Raw genomic sequence first — 23,762 nt, forward strand, 5'->3', positions numbered from 1 at the left:
ATTGTCGGTGACGAGTCGCCGGGTCGGTTCGCGCATCCTTGGTCTCAACAGGTAGCCTTATCGCTACGAGAGACCACATCCGAGACTTCGCGAGGGGGTCGGACCCTATGGGGCGCGGCCGTGCAAAAGCCAAGCAGACGAAGGTTGCACGCAACCTGAAATACCAGACGCTCGACACCGACTTCGACCAGCTGCAGCGTGAGCTCCATGGTGAGCCCGATCGCCCTGTCGAAGAGCCGGACCCCGAGCTTCTCGAGAAGTACGCCGACTACGCCGACAGCGAGTCCGGTCCTCCGAAGTGATCGTCGCTGACGCAGCCCGCCGGGTCATCCCGCGGGCTGCGTCGCGTTTCTGCGCGAACCCGGTCCGCGCTGGGGTGGGCTGCGCCTAGGCCGTCAGGACTGCGACCAGGACGCCCACAGCCGTGCGTACTGTCCGTCGCGCGCCAGCAGCTCGTCGTGCGTGCCTTCCTCGACGATCGCGCCACGGTCCAGCACCACGATCCGGTCCGCGCGCACGGCCTGGGTGAGACGGTGCGCGACGACCAGTGCGGTCCTGCCCTGCAGGATCTCGGTGGCCGCCTCGTCGAGCTGCCTGGCGCCTGACGACCCGGCCTCGGCCGTCGCCTCGTCGAGGACCACGACGGGCCTGTCGGCCAGCAGGATCCGCGCCAGCGCGAGCTGCTGCGCCTGCGCCGGGGTGAGCGTGTGGCCGTGGGCACCGACGACCGTGTCGAGCCCGTCGGGGAGGGCGGCGACCCAGCCGGACGACCGCGTACGTCGCAGCGCGTCGTGCAGCGCCTCGTCGTCGGCGTCCTCGGCCGCCAGCGTCAGGTTGTCGCGCACCGTGCCTGCGAAGACGTGCACCTGCTGCGTCACGAGCGCGACCTGGCTCCGCACACCGCGTGCGCCCCACTCGTCGTACGCGGCACCGTCGAGCGTGCGCGCTCCCGCCGAGGGGACGAGATGGCCTGCGGCGACCAGCGCGAGAGTGGACTTGCCGGCTCCGGTCGCGCCGACGAGGGCGACCCGCTCGCCGGCGGCGACCCGCAGAGTGACGTCGTGCAGGACCTCGTCGCCGTCACGGTAGCGGTGATGGATCCCGGCGACGTCGAGCGCGAGGCCCGTCTGATCTGCACGCGCTGCTGACCGGGCGGAGGCGGGATCGTCAGGCTCGGCGCCGTCGGCCTCCGGCATGAGCGCGAGTCCGGCGAGGCGTGCCAGCGAGGCCCCCGCCGACTGGACCTGGTCGAAGGTCGTCAGCACGCCGCCGATCGGCCCGAACAGCCGGTGAAAGAACAGGGCCGCCGTCGTCGCGGCACCGACGGTCGCGGCGCCGTCGCGGACGAGCACGAAGCCGGTGCCGAGCACCAGCAGCAGCCCGACGAGCTCGGCGCGGTTGGTGCGCGCGAAGAAGCGCGTCAGCATCCGGAACACGGTGATCGACACAGTCGCGGCGCGCCACGAGCGTACGGCGACCTGCTCCTGCCACGCCTCGCCGTAGCCGAGGGCCCGCAGCGTCTGCGCGCTGTGCACCCCGGTCAGCAGAGCCTCGGCCCGCTCGCCCTGGGCGATCCGCTCCTCGCGGTAGAGCGGGGCGGACCGGGGGAGGTACCAGCGCAGGCCGAGCACGTAGAACGGGAGCGCGCACAGCCCGGCGAGCCCCAGCCGCCAGTCCAGCGCGGCGAGCCCGACGGCGGTGAAGCCGATCGCGACCGACGACTCCACCGTGTAGGGCACGGCCTCGTCGAGGGTGTTCGTGACAGTGCGGACGTCGTCGCCGACCCGCGACAGCACGTCGCCGGCTCCGGCTTCCTCGATCCGGTCGGGCTCGAGGCCGAGGACACGCGCGACCACCTCTTCGCGAAGCCGGGCGAGGGCGGGGACGACCGCCTGGCCGAGCGCGGCGACGGCGAGCCCGGCGCACAGCGCACCGGCGAGCGCGGCAGCGGCGATGATCGACGCGGCGCGTACGACGTCGGCCGCGGTGCCGCCGTCTCCGACCGTGTCCACGAGGTCGCCGAGCACCCACGGGGGAACCAGGCCGAGGAAGCCGCTCGCTGCGAAGGCCACGGTCGCGATCGTCAGCGGGAGGCGCCGCTCACGCAGGAGCGTCCATGCGACGCGTACGGTCTCGCGCCGGGACGCGATCGGGAGGATCGTGCTGCTCATCGGAGCACCGCCTCGTCGTAGTCGGCCCGGCCGAGCAGCTCCGCATGCGTGCCGTCGGCGACGGTCTTGCCGTCGAGCACGAGGAAGACGCGGTCGGCCTGCTGGAGGACCGAGGGGCTGGAGGTGATGACGAGGGTCGTCGCCGACGAGCCCTCGCCGTGGCGCAGGCCGCGCAGACCGGCGGCGATGACCTCCTCGGTCACTGAGTCGACGGCGCTCGTCGGGTCCTGAAGGACGAGGACCGGCCGGTCGGCGGTGAGGGCACGGGCCAGCGCGAGACGTTGCCGCTGTCCGCCGGACAGTGCGCCGCTGACCCGGACCCGGCGATCGAGCCCGTCGGGATGGCTGTGGACGACCTCGCTGGCGGCGGACGCGTCCAGTGCGGCGCCGAGCCTGTCGTCGGGGGCGGCCGCCGTGGGGTCGACGTTGAAGCGCACGCTGCCCTCGAACAGGTCCACGTGGTGGTTCGCGACGAGCAGGGCCTCACGGCGCGCCTCGACGCTGAGGCTGTGCAGGGGAACGCCGCCGATGCGGGCTTCGCCGCCTTCCGGTACGGCTTCGCCGCTGAGCAGCGCGACGAGCGTGTCGGAGGAGCCGGGGTCGTCGACCACGACCGCGACGAGCTGGCCGGGATCGGCGATGAGGTCCAGGCCCGTCAGCGGACCGGTCACCACGCCTTCGAAGGACACCGACAGCGGCCCTGTGGGCGTCGCGTCGCCGTCAGGGACCAGGCGTGGCGTCCGGAGCACGGCTCCGACCCGGGCAGCCGACGCCCGCGACGTCGCGGCGTGAGCGCCGATCTCTGCCAGCATGCCGACGGGCTCCGCGAGGAACTGGGTCAGGCCGGCGACGGCGACGAACTGGCCGAGCGTCAGGTCTCCGTCGAGTGCTCGCAGGCCCGCGACCAGGGCGACCGCGGCGAGCAGGAGCCCGCTCAGCCCGCTCGTGGTCCCGGCCAGGACGCCCCACCCGCGAACGGTGCGGACGGCAGCCGTCGCTGCGCGTCCGCTCGCGTCGCGGTACCGGGAGACGGCGATCCGCTCCGCGCCGACACCCGCCAGCGGGCGTACGCCCTGGACGAGGTCGGTCGCCATGCCGGCCGCGCGGGCGACGGCGGCCTGCTCGGCGCTCGAGCGGCGGGCGATCACCGGACTGATCACCTGGGTCAGCGCGACCACGGTCGGCACCCCGACCAGGACGAGGACACCGAGCCACACGTCGAGCCACAGCAGGTACGCGGCAGCGCCGACGACCGACGCGAGCGCACTGAGCGTGAAGCCGAGCTGGCGCACGACGTAGGTGACCGCGTCCGTGTCGCTCGTGGCGACCGACAGGAGCTCGCCCGGCAGCAGCCCGGTCCTGGCGCCGCGCGGGTGGAGGACGTGCTCGGTGATCTCGAGCCGCAGGGCGTGCTGCTCGCGCTGGACCGCCTCGAACCCCAGCCGGGCCCCGAACCGGTACGAGTAGCTGAGGACGCCCATCAGCACGCTGAGCCCGACGGCACCGACCACGAAGGCCGACAGGTCGCCGGGGGCGATCGCCGTGTCGATGATGATGCCGATCGCGACGGGCACGAGCGCTTCGCACACGTGCCACAAGCTCAGGAGGGCGTACGAGCCCGTCAGGCGGCCGCGGTGGCGGCGCAGGGTCCGGCGCAGCAACGACCACTCGGTGAGCGGCGGTGCGACCGGCGCCTCAGCCATGGACCGTCGGGCGGCGGCGGTCGCTGCGGCGCGGGGCCGCGGGGAGGTCGTGGAGCACGACGCTGATAGTACGTGCGGCGTCGCGGCACGCTCGCACCGAGAGAGCGCCTCGGCACCGGATGTCCGACCCGGGAGATGAGAGAGCCACGAGGTTAGGTTAGCCTCGCCAACTATCAGCGACCAGGCCGGGGCTTCCGGCCGCGGAGGAGTGACGATGGGCGCGACGCCGAACCTGAAGGCCGACGTGGTGGGTCCCGCCCTCGCCGCGGTCGATCACCCGCTCGGCATCCGCGAGGTCGAGGTGCTCCGCCGGGAGCGGCTCACGCCGCGGATGGTCCGGCTGGTGCTCGGTGGCGACCTCGAGGGTTCGGGGTGGACGGCGAGGACGCCCGACGAGCACGTGAAGCTGGTCTTCCCCGATCCCGACACCGGCGTCACCCGGCATCCCGTGCTCGACGGCGACCACCTCGACTGGCCGAAGCCGTTCCCGCCGACACGCGAGTACACGGTCCGCCGGTACGACGCGGAGGCCGGCGAGGTCTGGATGGACTTCGTCGTCCACCCGGGCGGGCTGGCCTCGGACTGGGCCCTCTCGGCCGAACCCGGTGACCGGGTGTGGGTCGCGGGGCCGCGATCCGGGCACGCGACGCCCGACGCCTTCACGCACCGAGTGGTCCTCGCGGACCTCACTGCCCTCCCGGCGGTGGCGCGGATGCTCGAGGAGCTGCCCGACGGCGTCACCGCCCAGGTCGCCGTGCTGGTCCCAGACGCCGAGGAAGAGCAGGAGCTCGCGGTGCGTGAGGGTGTCGCGCTGACCTGGCTCCACCTCGACGGGCCGCACGGCGAGCACGGTTTCGAGCCGTACCTCGCGTCGCTCGACGTCCCTGCCGGCGAGCCGTGGACGCTGTGGGCCGCAGGCGAGGCGGGCCTGCTCAAGCCCGTGCGGCGGTGGGCGAAGGACCACGGCCTGGTGAACGGGCGTACGGCCGACATCTCCGGCTACTGGAAGCGGGGCCGTACGAACGAGGTCACCGCGCGCCGGATGATCACGCACCGGCTCGCGCACCTCCTGCACCTCCCGCACCAGGACTGAGTCGTACGGCGTGCGTGCGGCGTCAGGGCAGCCAGACGCCGCGCAACCGCCCGACCTCGCGCATCCGCTGCTCCGCGATCCGGTCCGCCGCGGTCGACGGTGCCACGCCCTCGTCCTTCGCGCGGTGCAGCACGTCGAGCGTCGTCGCGTAGATCCTCTCCGCACGCGCCTTCGCGCGTTCGAACGAGAAGCCGTCGAGCTCGTCGGCCACCTGGATCAGGCCGCCGGCATTGACGCAGTAGTCGGGCGCGTACACGATCTCGCGCTGCGACAGCAGGTCCTCGGTCCCGGTGTGCGCGAGCTGGTTGTTGGCGCCGCCGCACACGATGCGGGCGCTCAGGGCGGCCACCGTCTCGTCGTCGAGCGCACCGCCCAGGGCGCAGGGTGCGTACACGTCCAGCGGCTCACGGACGAGCGACGCGGTGTCCGCGACCGCCTTCACCGACGGGTACGCCGCCTGGACCGCGTCGACGGCGCGCGGGTCGACGTCGGTCACGACGACGTCGGCACCGTCCTCGATCAGGTGGCCGACGAGGTGCCGCCCGACCTTGCCGACACCGGCGACACCCACCCGTCGCCCGGACAACGACGGCGTCCCCCAGATGAACTCGGCACTGGCTCGCATCCCCTGGAACACCCCGAACGCGGTCAGCACCGAGGAGTCGCCGGCGCCGCCGTGCGCGGTCGTACGGCCTGTCACGTACGACGTCTCGCGGGCGATCACGTCCATGTCCTCGGGGAAGGTGCCGACGTCGCACGCCGTGTAGTAGCGGCCGTTCAACGACTCCACGAACCGCCCGTACGCCCGTAGCCTCGCCTCCGACTTGTCGCGGCGCGGGTCGCCGATGATCACGGCCTTGCCGCCGCCGAGGTCGAGTCCCGCCAGCGAGGCCTTGTAGGCCATCGCTCGGGAGAGAGCCAGCACGTCGGCGAGCGCCGCATGCTCGTCGGCGTACGGATAGAACCGCGTCCCGCCGAGGCCTGGCCCGAGCGCTGTGGACCACACCGCGACGATCGCCTTCAGGCCGCTCTGCTCGTCCTGGCAGAACACCACCTGCTCGTGGCCACCGCCGAACGGGGACACCATCGTCGAACCCACCACTGCCAGCCTCCTCAGACGTCTCCCACCCACTCTAGGACGGCGTGCGGGACACGCTGAGAGGTGCGATTCTGTCGCAGGGATAGTCATTCGGTTACATCTCGATACGAATTCCGCGATACCCCTCGGCTCGGGATGGTCGAGTTTGGCATCATTCACCCCATGGATTCGCACTCCCCCGATGCGGAACGCCTACTCACGCCCTCCGAGGTCGCCGCGATGTTCCGCGTCGTCCCGAAGACCGTGACCCGCTGGGCGCAAGCAGGCAAGATCAGTTCCATCCGTACGCTCGGCGGTCACCGCCGCTTCCGTGAGAGCGAGGTTCGCCGTCTTCTCGCCGAGGGATTCGGCACCGACGACGACTTCGACAGCACGGACGCGTCCCGCGCCAGCTAGCGGCGCGTCGGCGAGGGCAACCTGTCGCCGCGGTAGAGGGTCGGGGGACCTGCTGCGCGCGCGATCAAGGAGAACGACATGCCACAGGGTCACAGTCCGCGCACGGTCCTGCTCGCCAGCGCCGTCGCAGGTCTCGCCAGCGGCGGTCGGTCCTCGCTCGGACCCGTCGTCACCTGCTTCGTGGGGACGACGTCCTCCTGGGCCCGAGCAGGGGCCGTCACCGGTGTCGCCGTCGAGCTCGTGGGTGACAAGCTGCCGCGCACTCCCGACCGTCTCGGCCTCGCGCCGCTGACCGGCCGGGTCGTTGCAGGTGGTGTGACCGGCGTGCTGCTCGCCCGCGCCCGCCGAGTCCGGGGCGCCCTGCCTGCTGTCGCCGGTGCCGGTGGAGCGCTCGCCGGTTCGTACGCTGGCGCAGCCTGGCGCGCTGCGTGGGCGCGGTCCGGGCGACCCGACCTGCCGGCCGCGATCATCGAGGACGCGGTCGCGATCGGGCTCGCGTACGCCGCCTACCGCGCGGTCTCGTCAGTCCCGACATCCTCCGCCTAGTCAGCCGGTGCGGAGCGATCTCGATCGGGCAGGCCGCTGACCCGAAGGCGTACGACTCCGCGCTCGAGGTCCACTCGACCCCACGGTGGTGTGCCGTCCGCGTCGTCGCTGCGGCGGACCCGCTGCGAGGCGCGGTGCTCCAGCGCATCCTGCGAGCCCGGTGCGACGACCCCGGTGAAGGCGTCGAAACCTGCGGCCGCGACGGGGGTGCGCGCCGTTTCGTCGCCGGCACGTCTGCGTCGGCGGGAGACGACCGTCTCGACCGCCGCGACAACGACGAGCAGCACCACGATGGCGGGCAGCGTGGTCACGAGAAGGACGCCGGCGGACATGCGTCGAGACTATCGGTGCGGCGGTGAGACGCCGAAGGCCCGCAGGCGTGCTGCCTGCGGGCCTTCGTGATGAGGTGGCCAGGGCCGGGGTCGAACCGGCGACCTTCCGCTTTTCAGGCGGACGCTCGTACCAACTGAGCTACCTGGCCGCTGCCGGTGACGCAGAGCCACCAGGACAACGATGCGCCCGGGGCGACCCGGGCGAGCACCACTATACAAGGCGGTCCCGACCGGCGAGAAGCCGGTCGGGAGTCCCTGCTTCCGATCAGACGACCGAGATGACGTCGGCGTCGTCGAGGCGCGGGAGCCGGTCGAGCCAGCTGTCCTCGGCGGGGTGGCCGATGTTGACGACGACGAGCGTCTTCTTCGACGTGCCGGCGTGGAACTCGGCATCGATGCCGGCGCCGTCGAAGCCGGTCATCGGGCCTGCGTAGAGGCCGGCGGCGCGGACGCCGATGATGAAGTAGCCGATCTGCAGGCCCGTGTTGAGGTCCGCCATGGACGTACGGCTGTCCTCCTGGCCGTGGAGCATGTCGCGGATGCCGGGGGCGTGCGGGAAGACCGTCGGGAGGTTCTCGTGGAACTCGGCGTCCGACGCGAGGATCGCGACGAGGGGGGCCTTGCCGGTCTTCGCGCGGTTGCCCTCGGACATGTGGGGCAGCAGACGCTCACGGCCGACGGCACTCTCCACGAGGGTGATGCGCAGCGGCTGGCTGTTCATGGCAGTAGGGCCGAACTTCACGAGGTCGTACACGGCGCGGATCTCGTCAGCGGTGACGGGCTCGTCGGTGAAGGCGTTCGCGGTACGGGCCTCGCGGAAGAGGAGGTCCTGCGCAGCGCGGGGGAGCTGAAGCTCGGGCAGAGTGATGGTCATGGTGGTTGAAACGCCAACCATAAAGGGTGTGTTCCGCAACCTTCTGTGGCATGAGTCACGGGCTGAGGCCGCAACGAACGACGAAGGTCCGAGCCGGATGGCTCGGACCTTCGTTGCTTGCGACCCTGACGAGACTCGAACTCGCGACCTCCGCCGTGACAGGGCGGCGCGCTAACCAACTGCGCCACAGGGCCATTGTTCAGTTTTCGCACCGCTCAGCGGTGCGAGCACCACTTTAGCGGACGCCTCTCTGGACTCCAAAACGGGGGTCCCTGTTTTGGGCACCCGCCCCAGAACGAGTCGAGAGAGCGTACCCCCTACGGGATTCGAACCCGCGCTACCGCCTTGAAAGGGCGGCGTCCTAGGCCGCTAGACGAAGGGGGCGCCCCGCACCCGTTCAAAGCGGTGCGGACGGTTCATCGTACGGGGAGGCCCTGCGTGGCGCCAAAGCCGGGACGACCTCCTGGTGCGCTCGGGCAGACTGGATCCCGTGATGGACATGTCGCAGGACCGCTTCGCCGAGCTGGTCGAGCAGGCGTTCGACGCCCTTCCGGAAGACCTCGTCGGTCTCCTCGAGAACGTCGTGCTGCTCATCGAGGACGATGCGCCCGCGGACGACCCCACCCTGCTCGGGCTGTACGACGGAGTTCCCGTCACCGAGCGCACCTCCGCCTACGGGGGTGTCCTGCCGGACCGGATCACGATCTACCGCAACCCGACCCTCGCCATCTGCGACGTCGAGGAAGACGTGGTGGAGGAGGTCGGGATCACCGTCGCGCACGAGATCGCGCACTACTTCGGGATCGACGACGACCGCCTTCACGAGCTGGGGTACGCGTGAGGGGTTTCGACGCGCTGCGCTCGCTCAACGAGCGGTGGAGGGGGCGCAGCGCGTCGGGGCCGCGCCGCGAGCTCGCGGTGATCCGCGCCGACGACCGGTACGCGACGCGTCGCGACGGGATCACGACGCGCCACAGCTTCTCGTACGGGGACCACTACGACCCCGACAACGTGGCGTTCGGTCCGCTGCGTGCGGTGAACGAGGAGCGGCTCGAGCCTGGCGCCGGCTACGACAGCCACCGGCACAGCGACGTCGAGATCGTCACCTGGGTTCTCGACGGCGCGCTCGCGCACGAGGACTCGACCGGCACGCGCGGGGTGGTCCGACCGGGCGAGGTGCAGCACGTCAGTGCGCGCGCAGGCGTCGAGCACACCGAGCGCAACGCGTCGGCGACCGAGCCGCTGCGTTTCCTCCAGATGATGCTCGCCCCGTCCGACGGCGAGCTCGCGGACCCCGATCCCGGGCCGCCGGCGTACCGGCAGTGGGACCTCCAGGGAGCCCGCGGATACCTTCTCGACGTCCTGCGGCTGCGCGACGGCGTCACGCTGCACGCGGCGCTGCTCGATGCCGGTGACGTCGTGGCACTCCCCGAGGACGGCCGGCTGCACCTGCAGGTCACGCGTGGACGGGTCGTGGTCGAAGGCAGGACGCTCGACGTCGGCGACGTGCTGCGCGCGACGGGGGACGGTCCGGTGCGTGTGACCGCTGACACGTCGTCCGAGATACTGGCGTGGCACTTCGCCGCCGAGCAGCCGCCCGGCAACGACCAAGGAGCATCGTGATGGCCAGCGTCCTCGTCCTCAACGGCCCGAACCTCAACCGCCTCGGGCTGCGGGAACCCGCCATCTACGGCGACCGCACCTACGACGACCTCGTCGCTCTCTGCCACGCGACCGCGGCCGAGCTGAACCTCGACGTCGACGTGCGCCAGACGAACGACGAGGCCGAGATGATCGGCTGGGTCCACGCCGCCGCCGACGAGGGCAACCCGGTGATCATCAACGCCGGAGCCTGGACGCACACGTCGATCGCACTCCGTGACGCGGTGGCGATGGTGTCCGCCCCGGTGGTCGAGGTGCACATCTCGAACGTGCACGCGCGCGAGGAGTTCCGGCACCACTCGTACCTCTCTGCTGTCGCCACCGGCGTCATCGTCGGGCTCGGCTTCGAGGGGTACGTCGCTGCGCTGCGCTTCGTGAGCTGAGCACGCGTCACGGAGGTCGGGCGCGCAGCGTACGCCTGTGTGTCGGGTTGGGACATAGCGGACACCGATCTAGCGAGCGTCGGTGTGCGTGCTTAGTCTGAGCATCGTGAGCGACCTCGTCGGACACGACCTTGTAGGCCACACGGACCACGATGGCGCCGTGCGCAGGCTCAGAGCCTCGTACGACGCCATCCCCGATGGTGCGCCGGTGCGGCTGGCGAAACGCACCACCAACCTGTTCCGGCCGCGCGACGCGACGGATGCGCCCGGCCTGGACGTCAGCGGGCTCACCGGTGTCATCAGCGTCGACATCGACCCCGAGACCGGCGAGGCGACGGCAGACGTGCAGGGCATGTGCACGTACGAGGATCTCGTCGCCGTGACGCTGGCGCGCGGCTACATCCCGTACGTCGTGCCGCAGCTCCGCACGATCACGCTCGGCGGCGCGGTGACAGGGCTCGGCATCGAGGCGACGTCGTTCCGCAACGGGCTCCCGCACGAGTCCGTCGTCGAGATGGACGTGTTCACCGGCGCCGGCGAGGTGGTCACGTGCAGTCGCGACGTCGAGAGCCGGCTGTTCTTCGCGTTCCCCAACTCGTACGGCACGCTCGGCTACTCCACGCGCATCCGCATCCTGCTCGAGAAGGCGCCGGGGTGGGTCCGGCTGCGCCACGTGCGCTTCGACGACGCGGACGCGGCTGCCGCGGCGATCGCGCGCATCGTGACCGACCGCAGCGACGCGGGTGTCCGGGTCGACGCGATCGACGGCACGGCGTTCAGTCCTGGCGAGATCTACCTGACCCTCGCCGAGTTCACCGCCACCGACCCGGCCGCCGACGGCGAGGACGTCAGCGACTACACCGGGCAGCAGATCTACTACCGCTCCGTCCGCGAGCGGACCACCGACGTGCTGACGATGGCCGACTACCTCTGGCGCTGGGACACCGACTGGTTCTGGTGCAGCGGCGCCTTCGGCGCACAAAATCCGTTGATCCGCCGCGTGTGGCCACGGAAATATCGTCGGAGTGACGTCTACCAGCGGTTCGTCGGCCTCGACACGAAGTACGCGCTGGCGCGACGCCTCGACCGCATCAAGCGCAACGGCATCGCCCAGCGTGAGCGCGTCATCCAGGACATCGAGGTCTCCGTCGACCGGCTCGCCGAGTTCCTCCGGTGGTTCGACGACGAGGTCGGCATGCGTCCGGTGTGGCTGTGCCCGCTGCGACTGCGCGAGCCCGACGGGCCCGGCAGTGCGACGCACTGGCCGCTCTACCCGCTCGAGCCCGCGACGACGTACGTCAACGTCGGCTTCTGGGGGACGGTGGCCGTGCCGGCCGACGCGCCCCCGGGGATGGTGAACCGGCGTGTCGAGACCGAGGTCCATGCACTCGGCGGCCACAAGTCGCTGTACTCCGAGGCGTTCTACGACGCGGACACGTTCGCTGAGCTCTACAACCTGCCCCACCTCGCCGAGGTGAAGGCCATGTACGACCCCAAGGACCGGTTGACCGGCCTGTACGAGAAAGCGGTGAAGCGGCGATGACGACCATGACGAAGACCACGATCACCTTGGGCGAGGCCATCGAGCGGCTCGTGCCGGGCGGTGTGTCGTTCCGGTTCGAGGGCTACGACGGGAGCACAGCCGGCCCCGACGACGCCCCGATCACGGTCCGCCTGCTCAACGAGCGTGGCCTCTCCTACATCATGAGTGCGCCGGGCGACCTCGGGTTCGCACGCGCGTACGTCACGGGTGACCTCGAGATCGACGGAGCGCACCCGGGCGACCCGTACGACGCGCTGGTGCATCTCATGGACAAGACACGGCTGCGTGCGCCGTCGGCGGCGGAGACGTTCCGCGTCGTCAAGGCGCTCGGGCTCGCTCATCTCGTCCCGCCGCCGCCCCCGCCGCAGGAGCACCTGCCGCGCTGGCGCCGCGCGCTCGAGGGACTACGGCACTCCAAGACGCGTGACGCGGTCGCGATCCACCACCACTACGACGTGTCCAACCGGTTCTACGAGCTCGTCCTCGGGCCGTCGATGACGTACACGTGCGCGGTGTTCCCGAAGTCCGGCTCGTCGTTGGAGGAGGCGCAGTTCGAGAAGTACGACCTGGTGTGCCGCAAGCTCGACCTGCAGCCGGGGCAGCGTCTCCTCGACATCGGGTGCGGATGGGGCGGCATGGTCCGCCACGCCGCGAAGCACTACGGCGTGAAGGTCATCGGTGCCACGCTCTCGGAGCAGCAGGCGCTGTGGGCGCAGGAGGCGATCGCTCGCGAGGGGTTGTCCGACCTCGCGGAGGTGCGGTTCTCCGACTATCGCGACATCGTGGAGACCGGCTTCGACGCCATCAGCTCGATCGGCCTGACCGAGCACATCGGGGTCCACAACTACCCCGCCTACTTCGCCTTCATCCGCGACCACCTCAAGGTCGGCGGGCGCCTGCTCAACCACTGCATCACGCGCCCGGACAACCGTGCGCGCGCGTCGGCGGGCCACTTCATCGACCGGTACGTCTTCCCGGACGGCGAGCTCACCGGGTCCGGCCGCATCATCACCGAGGTCCAGGACGCCGGTCTCGAGGTGCAGCACGAGGAGAACCTCCGCATGCACTACGCGATGACACTGCGCGAGTGGAACCGCAACCTGCGCGACAACTGGGACGAGGCGGTCGCGGAGGTCGGGCTCGGCACCGCCAAGGTGTGGGGTCTCTACATGGCCGGCTCGCGGCTCGGCTTCGAGCGCAACACGATCCAGCTGCACCACGTGCTCGCGACCAAGACCGACCCGTCGGGCGAGACGACGTTCCCGCTCCGGCCGACCTGGGGGAGCTGACGCGATCGCCTGGACCGCCCGAGGCCGTACGCTGCGGCCGTGACAGTTGACGGGACCACCAGCGACGTCGTCGGGATCGTGCGCTACCGCTTCGACCGACTGGAGGTGTTCGACAAGCGCATCCGTCGTTCGATGGCGATCAACGCCGTGCTCCTCGCGGTGCTGGTGACGGTCGCGCTCGGGTTCGGCGCGCTCACGGCAGCGGTCGGTGCGGTCGTGCTCGTCATCTCCGTGACGTTCGCCCTGCTGGGAGCTGTCCAGGCGTACGTGCTCGTGGCGACGTGGCGGTTCCGACGCGGGTTGCCCCGACGAGGTCTCCACGACGTGGCCATCGTCGTACGCGTGTCCGGCCTCGACGTGGCGTGGCCCGACGTGGGCCCCGAACACCCGGCCACGTTCACGTGGGCCGACCTCGCCCAGGTCGGCGTACGCGGACCTGCGCATCGCCGCGCCCTACGGATCCGCGCTCACCGTCGTCCCGCGGGGTCGTGGTGGCGGTCTGCGTTCATCCCGCAGGACCTCCTCGACACCCCGATCGAGGTGATCGCGCGCGACGTCGCCGCACTGACCGGCGGCCACGTCCGCTCCTGACGCAAGACCCGACGTCCTTCCCCTGATCCGGGGCGGGACGTCGGGTCCTCGTGTCGGGTCGTCGGTCAGGCGGGTACGGCGACCTTGGGCGCCTCGTCGGCCTTGCGGCGCTCCGGCACCCGCAGCTTGCCGAGGCGCTTGTCGAGCACGAGCAGCGCCGCCGGCAGGAGCACCAGCCGCACGAGCGTCGCGTCGACCAGGATCGCGACGGAGAGGCCGATCCCCATCTGCTTCATCTCGAGCATCGACAGCGTCGCGAACACCGCGAACACCGAAACCATCACGGCAGCCGCGCTCGTGACCACGCTCGCGGTCTCCCGCACGCCGTACTCGACCGCGAGTCGTGTCGACAGCCCGCGCCGCATGCCCTCACGGATCCGGCTCATCACGAACACGTGATAGTCCATCGAGAGCCCGACGAGGACGACGAAGCAGAACAGCGGCACCCAGTCGACCAGGAATCCCGGTGACGTGAAGTCGAGCATCCCCTCGGCCCAGGTGTTCTGGAAGACCAGCGTCATCACGCCGAACGCCGCTCCGACCGACAGCAGGTTGAGTCCGGTCGTCAGCAGGGCGACGGTGCCGCTGCGGAACACGAACCACATCATCAGCAGCGTCAGCAGCAGCACGAACCCGACGACCAGCGGCAGCGCATCCCGCTGCGCGTCCTGCGCGTCCATCGTGTCGGCGACGTCGCCGCCGATCGCCCACTCGGACGCGTCGGTCCCGTCGAGGGTGTCAGGCACGACCGTCTCGCGGAGCTCGGTGACGGCCTCCTCGTTGGCGACGTCACCCTCCGGCCCGACCGTCGTCAGCCGCAGGACCGAGGTGCGCCCGTCGTCGGAGACCGCGACCGGGTTCACCTCGGACGCGAGCCCGTCCCTCTGGGCCTGCGCGCCGAGCGCCTCGAGCTCACCCTTCACGGCCGCCGTGTCGGCGGCGGAGTCCGAGCGGGCGACGACCTCGATCGTGGGCCGCTCCGCCGGGAAGTGCTCCTGGACCTTCTGGAACGTCGCGACAGCCGGGATGTCCTGCGGGAGGGTGTCGATCGTCCCTTGGTGGAGCGTCATGCCGAGCGCCGGCGCAGACAGCGCGACAAGCACGCCGAGCGACAGGGCCAAGGCGGTCTTCGGACGTTCGAGCACTGGACGGACCAGACGCTTGCTGATGCCTCCGGTGCCGAGGCGGCGGTTCAGGCGCCACAGCCCCGGGACCCGCGGGCGGTCCACCCACCGGCCGAGCTTCGCGAGCAGCGCTGGGAGGACGGTGACCGATCCCAGCATCGCGACGGCGACCACGAGCATCGCCCCGACGGCCAGGCCGGCGAACACCGTGTCCCGGGTGAGCAGCAGACCCGACATCGCCACGATCACGGCGAGACCGGCGACGATCACGGCGCGGCCCGAGGTCGCAGCAGCGATCTCGATCGCGTCGAGCGTCGACGCACCCTTCAGCCGCTCCTCCCGCTCACGCTTCAGGTAGAACAGCGAGTAGTCGACACCGACCGCCATCCCGATCATCAGCACGACGCTGGCGACCGTGCCGGAGTCGGGGATGAAGGTCGACACCACCGCGTACAGGCCGAGGGCCGTCAGGACGCACGAGAACGCCAGCGCCACCGGGATCGCCGCCGCGATCAACGCTCCGAACGCGACGATCATGATGAGGAACGTGATCGGGAGGCTCCGCGCCTCACCCGAGCCGAGGTCCTCTCCGACGCGCTCGTCCACTTGGTTGCCGATGGAGGCGCCGCCCGTCTGCGCGATGTCGAGGTCCGGGTGGCTGTCCGCCACCTCGGTCGTCGCGTCGTGCAGCGCATCGACAGTGGCATCGAGGTCGTCGACCCCCTTCTCCAAGGTGATGGGCACGAGCATCGCCGTACCGTCGTCGGACCACACCGGCGGGCCCACGCCGTCGACGTGCGCGATCCCTTCGGCACCCGAACGGATCGCCTCGTACGCCCCCTCGCCCGCCGCGCGGTCGAGCGACCCGCCGTCGGCGGTGACCAGGACGACCTCGCTGGGAGCCTGTCCGAGGTCGGCATCGCGGATCATCTCGGCGGCTCGGCCGGACTCGCCGACGCCGTAGTCGTCATCGCTCATCGACTGCGTCGGTACGACGGTCATCAGCGCCATCGCACCGACGACCAGCGCGAGCCAGAGCGAGATCGCTCGCCACGGATGGGTGGCACTCCATCGGGCGATGCGTACGACCGGCGAGCCGCGCCCAGGTCGTACGGACCTCGGCCCCACGCGTTGGGGCTGACGTGGATCGGGCTGCGGAGGTGCTGCTGTGGTGGTCATGATGGCCTCTCGATTCGTGGTGTCTCCTTCTGCCCTCGACGATTCCGGCTCACGCGGTGGCAGACAGGGGTCCGAAGTCCCGAACCGAGGTGGTGCTAGGTCCACTGTCCCGAGCGCTTCAGGCACGCAGAGTGGGAGCATGACGACGACCGCCCTCGCAGGAGAGACGATGAGCACCGCGAACGCCTCGTACCCGTTGCCGCCCCAGCGCCGCCCCTCGCCCCTGGCGCTGACCGGGCTCGCTCTGGTGTACCTGGTGCTGGGGATCCCGACCCTCGTGGTGCTGGTCGTCGTCACGGTGGCGATCCCGTTCGTCGCCCTCGGGATCGGAGTCCCCGTGCTCGCGGTGTTCGTGCCTGTCCTGCGGCAGCTGGCGCGCGTGCACCGCTACTTCGCGGCGCAGGTCCTGCGGACGACAGTCCTCAGTCCGTACCACCCGCGCTCGTCGCAGGGCGTCAAGGTCGTCGTCGAGGACTGGGCGCGGGATCCCGCTCGATGGCGCGACCTCGGCTGGGCGTACGTGTCGGTGACCCTCGGCTGGCTCCTGTCGCTGATCCCGATCACGCTCCTGCTCGGCGTCGTGTGGTTCGCGGTGTTCCCGTTCGTCTACTGGGTGACGCCGGAGGGTGTCTTCGACATGAGCTGGTGGATCGTGCAGGTCGACGACCAGCAGTCCTCCTTCTCGATGTGGGTCGCCGCGGGCCTGTGCGCCCTCGTGTGGTGGCTCCTGACTCCGCCCGTCAGCCGACTGCGGGCGCGACTCGACCTGGGGCTGCTGTCGCCGACGCGGACAGAGCTGGAGAAGCGGCTCGTCGAGGTCTCCGCCTCGCGCACCGAGACCATCGACCACTCGGCGGCCGAGCTGCGACGCATCGAGCGCGACCTCCACGACGGCGCGCAGGCGCGCCTCGTGTCGCTCGGCATGAGCCTCGGCCTGGCCGAGCAGCTCCTGCGCACCGACCCCGATGCGGCCGCGCGGCTGATCGAGGAGGCGCGGGCGACGACGACGTCGGCGCTCGGCGACCTGCGCTCGGTGGTCCGCGGGATCCACCCGCCGGTGCTGGCCGACCGCGGACTGGTCGGTGCTGCGCAGGCGCTCGCGCTCGACCTCGCCGTACCGACGTCGTTCACCGCCGTCGTGCCCGGGCGTGCCCCGGAGCCGGTCGAGTCGGCGATGTACTTCGCGGTCGCCGAGGCCCTCGCCAACGTGGTCAAGCACGCCGGTGCGAGCGCGGCCTCGGTGGCGCTCTCGTACGACGGGACGCGCCTCCGCGCCGTGGTCGCGGACAACGGGAACGGCGGCGCTAACCCGGCCGCCGGCACCGGACTCGAGGGTGTGGGTCGCCGCCTGGCCGCTTTCGACGGCACCATGGTGGTCGAGAGTCCCGCTGGGGGACCGACCGTCGTGACCATGGAGCTGCCGTGCGTGTTGTCATCGCCGAAGACCTCGCCCTCCTCAGGGACGGACTGACCCGTCTCCTCGAGGCGAACGGGTTCACGGTCGTCGCCGCCGTCGACAACGCACCGTCGCTGGCGAAGGCGCTGCGGGAGGTCGCCGTCGACGTCGCCGTCGTGGACGTCCGGATGCCTCCGACGTTCACCGACGAAGGGCTGCGGACCGCGATCGAGGCGCGCGCCGCTCGGCCGGGGCTTCCGGTGCTGGTCCTCTCGCAGTACGTCGAGCAGCTGTACGCCCGCGAGCTGCTGTCGTCGGGCGAGGGAGCCGTCGGCTACCTCCTGAAGGACCGCGTGGCCGACGTGGAGCGGTTCGTCGACGCCGTACGCCAGGTCGCCGACGGGGGAACCGTGCTCGATCCGGAGGTTGTGTCGGTGCTGCTGTCGAAGGCGGCAGCGAACCGGCCCGTCGACCGCCTCACCGAACGCGAGCGGGAGGTGCTCGGGCTGATGGCCGAGGGGCGGTCCAACGCAGCGATCGCCGGACGGCTGTTCGTCACCGAGAAGGCGATCTCGAAGCACACGAACTCGATCTTCGCGAAGCTCGACCTTCCGGTGTCCGAGGACGACAACCGCCGGGTGCTCGCCGTGCTCGCCTATCTGCAAGGTTGACACGCACTTGCCCGGCGATTGCGACCGCGCTCAGTCAGGATGGTGACATGAGCAAGGACACGCGTGCGTACTGGTTCATGCCGTATCGCATCCGGCAGCCAGAGCTCCTCGAGATCTGGTTCGAGGACCAGGCCCAGCTCGGCTGGGTGGCGGAGCACTTCGGCCCGTCGAGTGCCATCCGCCTGACGCTGCACCGACGCGAGGACGCGCCGACCTACCGGTACGCGATCGATCCCCGGACGTTCCCCAACACGCAGGAGGACGACCTTCTCGCCGCTGCCGGCTGGGAGGACCTCGGCTCGCTCGCCGGCAAGGACGTGTGGCGCGCGCCGTACGAGGGGGAGCGTCCGGAGTTCTTGTTCGGATAGCTCGCCGGGTACGTTCGTACCCATGCGGATCGCCACCTGGAACGTCAACTCCATCCGTTCGCGCATCGACCGCGTCGCGGCCTGGCTCGAGCGCAGCGACGTCGACGTCCTGGCGATCCAGGAGACCAAGTGCCGCGACGACCAGTTCCCCGAGCTGTCGCTGCTCGCGGCCGGCTACGAGGTCGCGCACCACGGGCTCTCGCAGTGGAACGGCGTCGCGATCATCTCGCGCGTCGGGCTCGAGGACGTCCAGGTCGGGTTTGCCGACATGCCGACGTGGGGCGACCCCGCTGCCGCGGAGGCGCGGGCGATCTCAGCGGTCTGCGGCGGCGTACGCATCTGGTCGCTGTACGTCCCCAACGGACGCACGCTCGAGGATCCGCACTACGCCTACAAGCTGCAGTGGCTCGACCAGCTGCACGCCGACGCGACGGGCTGGCTCGCCGACGACCCCGCCGCGCAGATCGCGCTGATGGGCGACTGGAACATCGCTCCCCGGGACGAGGACGTGTGGGACATGGCGAAGTTCGAGGGCAGGACCCACGTCTCCAAGCTGGAGCGCGAGGCGTTCGCGGCGTTCGAAGACTCCGGGTACGCCGACGTGGTCCGGCCGCACACCCCCGGGCCGGGGACGTACACGTACTGGGACTACACGCAGCTGCGGTTCCCGCGGCGTGAGGGCATGCGGATCGACTTCGCGCTGTGCACGCCCGCGCTGGCGGCGCGCGTGACCGCGGCGTCGATCGACCGCGAGGAGCGCAAGGGCAAGGGCGCGTCGGACCACGCCCCGGTCGTCGTCGACCTCGCCTGACGTCCCGGTGGTCGAGGCGCCCCTCCCGCTGGTCGAGGCGCCACCTCCCGCTGGTCGCTGCGTCCCTCCCGCTGGTCGAGGCGCGAAGCGATCGAGACCCCCACCCTCCGCTGGTCGAGGCGCCCCCCATCCGCTGGTCGAGGCGCGAAGCGATCGAGACCCCCACCCTCCGCTGGTCGAGCCGCCCCCTCCCGCTGGTCGAGGCGCGAAGCGATCGAGACCCCCCACCCTCCGCTGGTCGAGGCGCCCCCTCCCGCTGGTCGAGGCGCGAAGCGATCGAGACCACCGCTGCGTCCCTCCCGCTGGTCGAGGCGCGAAGCGATCGAGACCACCGCTGCGTCCCTCCCGCTGGTCGAGGCGCGAAGCGATCGAGACCACCGCTGCGCCCCCCATCCGCTGGTCGAGGCGCCCCCTCCCGCTGGTCGAGGCGCGAAGCGATCGAGACCTACCTCGGTGTTCGCCTCTTCGCCAGTGCAGACAGCGCAGCAAGATCGCCTCTGATCAAGGCCTCGCGCTTCGCGCGTGACCAGTTCTGGATGCGCTTCTCCCAGCCGTACGCCTCCGCAACGCTCTCCGTCTCCGCTGCGAAGACGAGGGTGATCGGCAGCCGACGGCGTGTGTAGGCGGCGCCGCGGCCCGAACGATGCTGGTCGATGCGCTGCTCGAGATTGCGGGTGCTTCCGACGTAGTAGCTGCCGTCGCTGCAGCGGAGGATGTAGACCCATGCCATCGCACGAGTGTGGCGGTCGGCAGCGGCGGGCTACCCGGATATCCACAGGCGGGGTGGTCTCGATCGCTTCGCGCCTCGACCAGCGGTGGGGTGGGTGGTCTCGATCGCTTCGCGCCTCGACCAGCGGGAGGGACGCAGCGGTGGTCTCGATCGCTTCGCGCCTCGACCAGCGGGAGGGGGGCGGCTCGACCAGCGGAGCGGGTCTCGATCGCTTCGCGCCTCGACCAGCGGAGGGGTGGGGTGGTCTCGATCGCTTCGTGCCTCGACCAGCGGTGGGGTGGGTGGTCTCGATCGCTTCGCGCCTCGACCAGCGGAGGGGGCTGCTCGACCAGCGGTGGGGAGGGGGTCTCGATCGCTTCGCGCCTCGACCAGCGGTAGGGGGCGCCTCGACCAGCGGAGGGGGTCTCGATCGCTACGTGCCTCGGCGGGCGTGGATCGCGTAGGGTTTACGGGGAGACTCTCGACAAGCAGGAGGATTTGCGGCACATGGGCGATCTGGCCGAAGCGAGCATGACCGCGCGGGCCATCAAGGTCCTCATCGTGGACGAACGACCGCAGTCGTCCACGGCGCACGAGGAGATGCTCCGGCGCGTGGTCCAGGAGCTGGACCGGATCGACGTACGGACCGAGTTCGCGCCGAGCCCTGACGACGCCGTGCTGCGGATCGCCTCCGACGCGTCGCTGTGCGCCGTGATCGCCGACGCTGGTGGCGACTCCGACCACCACGCCGCCCACGTGGAACCCGATCGGCTGACGTCGTTCCTCGCCGGCGTGCGCGCCCGCAACGCCGACCTGCCCGTCTTCGTGATGACGGGCACCCGCGGCGCCGACTCGCTCGACACGGCGGTGCTGCGTGAGGTCGACCAGCTGATCTACCTGCTCGACGACACGCCGTCGTGGATCGCCGGGCGCATCCGCAACGCCGCAGAGCGCTATCGCCAGGACGTGCTCCCGCCGATGTTCGGAGCCCTGGTGGCGTTCTCCCGCAAGCACGAGTACTCGTGGCACACTCCCGGCCACGAGGGCGGCGCCGCATTCCTGCGCTCCCCGGCCGGGCGCGCGTTCTGGGAGTTCTTCGGCGAGCAGACCTTCCGCTCGGACCTGTCCGTGTCCGTCCGCGAGCTCGGCTCGCTGCTGGACCACTCCGGCCCGATCGGCGAGGCAGAGCGCCGCGCCGCGACGATCTTCGGCGCCGACCGGACGTACTTCGTCACCAACGGCACCTCCACCTCCAACCGCGTCCTGCACCAGGCGTCGGTCGTCGCGGGCGACGTGATGGTGCTGGACCGCAACGCCCACAAGTCGATCGAGCAGGCCGCGACGCTCACCCACGGCGTACCGGTCTATCTCACGACGACCCGCAACCACCTCGGCATCATCGGCCCTGTCCCGCCGAGCGAGCTGACCCGGGCCGCGGTCGCCGGCAAGCTCGCCGCGTCGCCGCTCGTCGAGGACCCGTCTGTCCGCCCCGTGATCGCGATGATCACGAACTCGACGTACGACGGTCTGCTCTACCACGTACCGACCGTCGAGCAGACGCTCGGCGAGCACATCGACCGCCTGCACTTCGACGAGGCCTGGTACGGCTACGCCGCGTTCCACCCGATCTACGCGGAGCGGTTCGCGATGCACACCGGCGAGAGGCCGGCCGATGCGCCGACGACGTTCGCGACGCAGTCGACGCACAAGCTGCTCGCCGCGCTCTCGCAGGCGTCGTACCTGCACGTCCGCAACGGCCGCAACCCCGTCGAGCACGACCTGTTCAACGAGGCGTACATGATGCACGCCTCGACGTCCCCGCTGTACGCGATCATCGCCTCCAACGACGTGTCCGCCGCGATGATGTCGGGTCGCGGGGGGCCGCTGCTGACCGGGATCTCGATCCAGGAGGCGGTCGCCTTCCGGCGTACGCTCGCCCGCGTCGCCGCGGAGACGCCCGAGGACGACTGGGCGCTGGTGCCGTGGCAGCCCGAGACCGTCACGCAGGCGGACGGGTCGAAGGTCCGGTTCGAGGACGCCGACGAGGAGTGGCTGTGCAGCTCGCCGGACCCGTGGCTGCTGCGGGCAGGCGACGACTGGCACGGGTTCGACCTGCCCGACGCGTACGCGATGCTGGACCCGATCAAGGTCACCGTCGTGACGCCCGGCGTGAAGGAGGACGGGTCGCTCGCGGCGTTCGGCGTGCCGGCGCCGATCCTGTCCGAGTACCTCGAGCAGCAGGCGTCGATCGTCGTCGAGAAGACCCAGTCGTACTCGATCCTGCTCCTCTTCTCGATCGGCGTCACCCGCGGCAAGTGGGGCTCGCTGGTCACGACGCTGATGTCGTTCAAGCGGGACCTCGACGCCAACCGGCCGTTGGAGCAGGTGCTGCCCACGACGTACGCGTCCGACCCACGCCGCTATGCCGGAATGGGGCTGCGCGACCTCGCCGAGGAGCAGCACGCGGCGATCGCCCGGACGCGGCTGCTGGCGCTGCAGAGGGAAGCGTTCGGGGCGCACCCGGTGCCGGTGATCACGCCGGCTGAGGCGTACGCGCACGTGGTCCGCGGCACGGTCGACGCCGTACCGCTGGACGATCTCGCGGGGCGGACCCTCGCGATCGGCGTCGTGCCCTACCCGCCGGGCATCCCCCTGGTCATGCCGGGCGAGTCGATCGGACCGGCGGACGGGCCGTTCCTCGCGTATCTGCAGGCGCTCGAGGATTTCGACCGGCTGTTCCCCGGGTTCGAGCACGAGACGCACGGCGTCGAGGTCGTCGACGGCCGGTACGTCGCGCGCTGCGTCCGCGACTCTCCTGTCGGTTGAGCTCGTCTCATCGCGACGCGCGAATCGCGCTGTCCAGCGCGGACATGAGCTGCGCGGCGCGACTCCTGCCGGAGGGTGGGGACGGGTACCGGCACAGAATCTCGATCAGCAGCGGGGTGGCCCGCGCGCGAGCCTGCTCGATGATCCTGTTCGCGGCATCCTCGTCGCCGTCGGACTGGATCTCGGCGATGCGCGCGGCATTCGCGGCGGCGCGGAGGATGTGCCCGACCTGGTGCGCCTTGCGGATCGGGTGCAGGTAGGCAGCGGAGGCGGCGTCTCCGGCGGCCTGGGCGGTGAGGCGGGAGACCTCGGTGCTCGCCTCCCTTGCCGCTCGGTGGGCGTCCACGGACGTGACGCGCTGCAGCGCGGTCCTCGGGGCGCCGTGGACGAAGTCCCACGCAGCATCGACGGCCGCGCGGGGACGGGGATCATCGGGATCGGCGCTCTCGAACACCGGGAGCAGCTCCTGCGCGGTGTCCGTCACGTAGCGCGCGACGACGCGCAGCTCGTGGACGGTGAGCTCGAAGTCACCGCTCCCAGTCACCACCCGGCGATTCTCGCCGAGGAGACAGACGCACGCCAACACGGGTCGTTTGAGCGAGCGAAGTGTCGCCACCGCCCGCTAGCGTGACGGGCATGGCACTCACGGTGGGAATGGTCACGATCGATTGCGTCGACGCTCTGGCACTCGGCCGGTGGTGGGCAGAGCAGGTCGGCGGTGAGATCGTGCAGGAGAACGAGGGATTTTTCGTCGTGGTCTCGACCGGCGAGGGCAACGTCATGCTGGCGTTCCAGAAGGTCGAACGCGTCACCCCCGGCAAGAACAAGATGCACCTCGACCTGGTCACCGCAGACCTCGATGCCGAGGTCGAGCGACTCGAGGCCGCAGGCGCCGAGCAGGTCGCCACGCAGACCATGGACGACTTCCGGTGGGTGACGCTCGCCGATCCCGAGGGCAACTACTTCGACGTCGCGCAGGGCGAGGGCTGACGCGAC

Annotated in this window: 24 protein-coding genes and 3 tRNA genes; 16 read left to right on the forward strand and 11 right to left on the reverse strand. The window is 70.8% G+C overall.

All coding sequences use genetic code 11. The annotated features are described in order from the left end of the window. The first annotated feature begins 107 nt into the window (after positions 1 to 107). Positions 108 to 302, forward strand: a complete 195-nt coding sequence (locus GH747_RS05180) for a DUF3073 domain-containing protein (protein ID WP_149768439.1) — start codon at positions 108 to 110, stop codon at positions 300 to 302. Positions 303 to 395: 93 nt separating this feature from the next. Here GH747_RS05180 and GH747_RS05185 read toward each other — a convergent pair whose 3' ends face one another. Together GH747_RS05185 and GH747_RS05190 are read right to left on the reverse strand one after the other, a co-directional pair. Further along, a complete protein-coding gene (locus tag GH747_RS05185; protein ID WP_149768440.1) occupies positions 396 to 2,171 on the reverse strand; it encodes an ABC transporter ATP-binding protein in 1,776 nt (591 codons plus the stop codon). Beyond that, complete coding sequence (locus GH747_RS05190) at positions 2,168 to 3,874, reverse strand: ABC transporter ATP-binding protein (RefSeq protein ID WP_149768441.1); 1,707 nt, start codon at positions 3,872 to 3,874, stop codon at positions 2,168 to 2,170. Before GH747_RS05190 ends, GH747_RS05185 begins: the two co-directional genes overlap by 4 nt. A 214-nt stretch (positions 3,875 to 4,088) precedes the next feature. Here GH747_RS05190 and GH747_RS05195 point away from each other — a divergent pair, with 214 nt between their 5' ends. Continuing rightward, on the forward strand, positions 4,089 to 4,967 hold the full coding sequence (locus tag GH747_RS05195) for a siderophore-interacting protein (RefSeq protein WP_149768442.1): 879 nt from the start codon (positions 4,089 to 4,091) through the stop codon (positions 4,965 to 4,967). Between the two features lie 22 nt (positions 4,968 to 4,989). On the opposite strand, the gene GH747_RS05200 is transcribed toward GH747_RS05195, so the two are convergent. Beyond that, a complete protein-coding gene (locus tag GH747_RS05200) occupies positions 4,990 to 6,069 on the reverse strand; it encodes a Leu/Phe/Val dehydrogenase (RefSeq protein WP_228552779.1) in 1,080 nt (359 codons plus the stop codon). A gap of 159 nt (positions 6,070 to 6,228) precedes the next feature. On the opposite strand from GH747_RS05200, the gene GH747_RS05205 reads away from it, so the two are divergent. Next, a complete protein-coding gene (locus GH747_RS05205) occupies positions 6,229 to 6,462 on the forward strand; it encodes a BldC family transcriptional regulator (RefSeq protein WP_149768443.1) in 234 nt (77 codons plus the stop codon). A 78-nt stretch (positions 6,463 to 6,540) separates the two neighbouring features. Further along, positions 6,541 to 7,008, forward strand: a complete 468-nt coding sequence (locus tag GH747_RS05210) for a hypothetical protein (protein ID WP_149768444.1) — start codon at positions 6,541 to 6,543, stop codon at positions 7,006 to 7,008. Here the strand turns inward: GH747_RS05210 and GH747_RS05215 are convergent. From GH747_RS05215 to GH747_RS05235, 5 genes are all read right to left on the reverse strand, one after another. Further along, on the reverse strand, positions 7,005 to 7,340 hold the full coding sequence (locus tag GH747_RS05215; protein ID WP_149768445.1) for a DUF6191 domain-containing protein: 336 nt from the start codon (positions 7,338 to 7,340) through the stop codon (positions 7,005 to 7,007). The genes GH747_RS05210 and GH747_RS05215 overlap by 4 nt on opposite strands. 75 nt (positions 7,341 to 7,415) lie before the next feature. Beyond that, positions 7,416 to 7,489: transfer RNA gene (locus GH747_RS05220), tRNA-Phe, on the reverse strand. Positions 7,490 to 7,605: 116 nt separating this feature from the next. Further along, a complete protein-coding gene (locus GH747_RS05225) occupies positions 7,606 to 8,214 on the reverse strand; it encodes a malonic semialdehyde reductase (protein WP_149768446.1) in 609 nt (202 codons plus the stop codon). A gap of 120 nt (positions 8,215 to 8,334) precedes the next feature. Next, positions 8,335 to 8,408: transfer RNA gene (locus tag GH747_RS05230), tRNA-Asp, on the reverse strand. A gap of 117 nt (positions 8,409 to 8,525) precedes the next feature. Continuing rightward, positions 8,526 to 8,598, reverse strand: a tRNA-Glu gene (locus GH747_RS05235). A gap of 109 nt (positions 8,599 to 8,707) precedes the next feature. Here GH747_RS05235 and GH747_RS05240 point away from each other — a divergent pair. From GH747_RS05240 to GH747_RS05265, 6 genes are all read left to right on the forward strand, one after another. After that, positions 8,708 to 9,055 (forward strand): metallopeptidase family protein, encoded by a 348-nt coding sequence (locus tag GH747_RS05240; protein ID WP_323740625.1) that lies wholly within the window; start codon positions 8,708 to 8,710, stop codon positions 9,053 to 9,055. Further along, positions 9,052 to 9,837, forward strand: a complete 786-nt coding sequence (locus tag GH747_RS05245) for a pirin family protein (RefSeq protein WP_205602765.1) — start codon at positions 9,052 to 9,054, stop codon at positions 9,835 to 9,837. The genes GH747_RS05240 and GH747_RS05245 overlap by 4 nt, the downstream gene beginning before the upstream one ends. Further along, entirely contained in the window at positions 9,834 to 10,259 is a 426-nt protein-coding gene (aroQ, locus tag GH747_RS05250) for a type II 3-dehydroquinate dehydratase (RefSeq protein ID WP_205602766.1), read from the forward strand. The genes GH747_RS05245 and aroQ overlap by 4 nt, the downstream gene beginning before the upstream one ends. 160 nt (positions 10,260 to 10,419) lie before the next feature. After that, complete coding sequence (locus GH747_RS05255) at positions 10,420 to 11,802, forward strand: FAD-binding oxidoreductase (RefSeq protein ID WP_228552780.1); 1,383 nt, start codon at positions 10,420 to 10,422, stop codon at positions 11,800 to 11,802. Then, a complete protein-coding gene (locus tag GH747_RS05260) occupies positions 11,799 to 13,091 on the forward strand; it encodes a class I SAM-dependent methyltransferase (RefSeq protein ID WP_149768450.1) in 1,293 nt (430 codons plus the stop codon). The genes GH747_RS05255 and GH747_RS05260 overlap by 4 nt, the downstream gene beginning before the upstream one ends. A 39-nt stretch (positions 13,092 to 13,130) precedes the next feature. After that, on the forward strand, positions 13,131 to 13,682 hold the full coding sequence (locus GH747_RS05265; RefSeq protein ID WP_149768451.1) for a hypothetical protein: 552 nt from the start codon (positions 13,131 to 13,133) through the stop codon (positions 13,680 to 13,682). Between the two features lie 65 nt (positions 13,683 to 13,747). On the opposite strand, the gene GH747_RS05270 is transcribed toward GH747_RS05265, so the two are convergent. Then, positions 13,748 to 15,985 (reverse strand): MMPL family transporter, encoded by a 2,238-nt coding sequence (locus tag GH747_RS05270; protein WP_163695299.1) that lies wholly within the window; start codon positions 15,983 to 15,985, stop codon positions 13,748 to 13,750. Between the two features lie 139 nt (positions 15,986 to 16,124). Between GH747_RS05270 and GH747_RS05275 the strand changes: the two genes are divergently transcribed. From GH747_RS05275 to GH747_RS05290, 4 genes are read left to right on the forward strand one after another with little or no spacing between them, the layout of a single operon-like run. After that, a complete protein-coding gene (locus tag GH747_RS05275) occupies positions 16,125 to 17,456 on the forward strand; it encodes a sensor histidine kinase (protein ID WP_163695300.1) in 1,332 nt (443 codons plus the stop codon). Continuing rightward, complete coding sequence (locus GH747_RS05280) at positions 17,408 to 18,052, forward strand: response regulator transcription factor (RefSeq protein ID WP_149768454.1); 645 nt, start codon at positions 17,408 to 17,410, stop codon at positions 18,050 to 18,052. Before GH747_RS05275 ends, GH747_RS05280 begins: the two co-directional genes overlap by 49 nt. 47 nt (positions 18,053 to 18,099) lie before the next feature. Continuing rightward, a complete protein-coding gene (locus tag GH747_RS05285; protein ID WP_149768455.1) occupies positions 18,100 to 18,420 on the forward strand; it encodes a DUF2812 domain-containing protein in 321 nt (106 codons plus the stop codon). A gap of 22 nt (positions 18,421 to 18,442) precedes the next feature. After that, entirely contained in the window at positions 18,443 to 19,231 is a 789-nt protein-coding gene (locus GH747_RS05290) for an exodeoxyribonuclease III (RefSeq protein WP_149768456.1), read from the forward strand. Positions 19,232 to 19,676: 445 nt separating this feature from the next. Here GH747_RS05290 and GH747_RS05295 read toward each other — a convergent pair whose 3' ends face one another. After that, positions 19,677 to 19,961 carry a GIY-YIG nuclease family protein gene (locus tag GH747_RS05295; protein WP_149768457.1) on the reverse strand — a complete coding sequence of 95 codons (285 nt, stop codon included), beginning with the start codon at positions 19,959 to 19,961 and terminating at the stop codon, positions 19,677 to 19,679. Between the two features lie 486 nt (positions 19,962 to 20,447). Between GH747_RS05295 and GH747_RS05300 the strand changes: the two genes are divergently transcribed. Next, complete coding sequence (locus tag GH747_RS05300) at positions 20,448 to 22,766, forward strand: Orn/Lys/Arg family decarboxylase (RefSeq protein WP_205602767.1); 2,319 nt, start codon at positions 20,448 to 20,450, stop codon at positions 22,764 to 22,766. 7 nt (positions 22,767 to 22,773) lie between these two features. Here the strand turns inward: GH747_RS05300 and GH747_RS05305 are convergent, their stop codons facing one another. Next, positions 22,774 to 23,313 carry a putative immunity protein gene (locus tag GH747_RS05305; protein ID WP_149768458.1) on the reverse strand — a complete coding sequence of 180 codons (540 nt, stop codon included), beginning with the start codon at positions 23,311 to 23,313 and terminating at the stop codon, positions 22,774 to 22,776. An 89-nt stretch (positions 23,314 to 23,402) separates the two neighbouring features. On the opposite strand from GH747_RS05305, the gene GH747_RS05310 reads away from it, so the two are divergent. Then, positions 23,403 to 23,756 carry a VOC family protein gene (locus GH747_RS05310; protein WP_149768459.1) on the forward strand — a complete coding sequence of 118 codons (354 nt, stop codon included), beginning with the start codon at positions 23,403 to 23,405 and terminating at the stop codon, positions 23,754 to 23,756. The last annotated feature ends 6 nt before the right edge of the window (positions 23,757 to 23,762 follow it).

Source organism: Mumia xiangluensis (genome assembly GCF_010994095.1).
In the GTDB taxonomy this organism is placed as follows: Bacteria; Actinomycetota; Actinomycetes; order Propionibacteriales; family Nocardioidaceae; genus Mumia; species Mumia xiangluensis.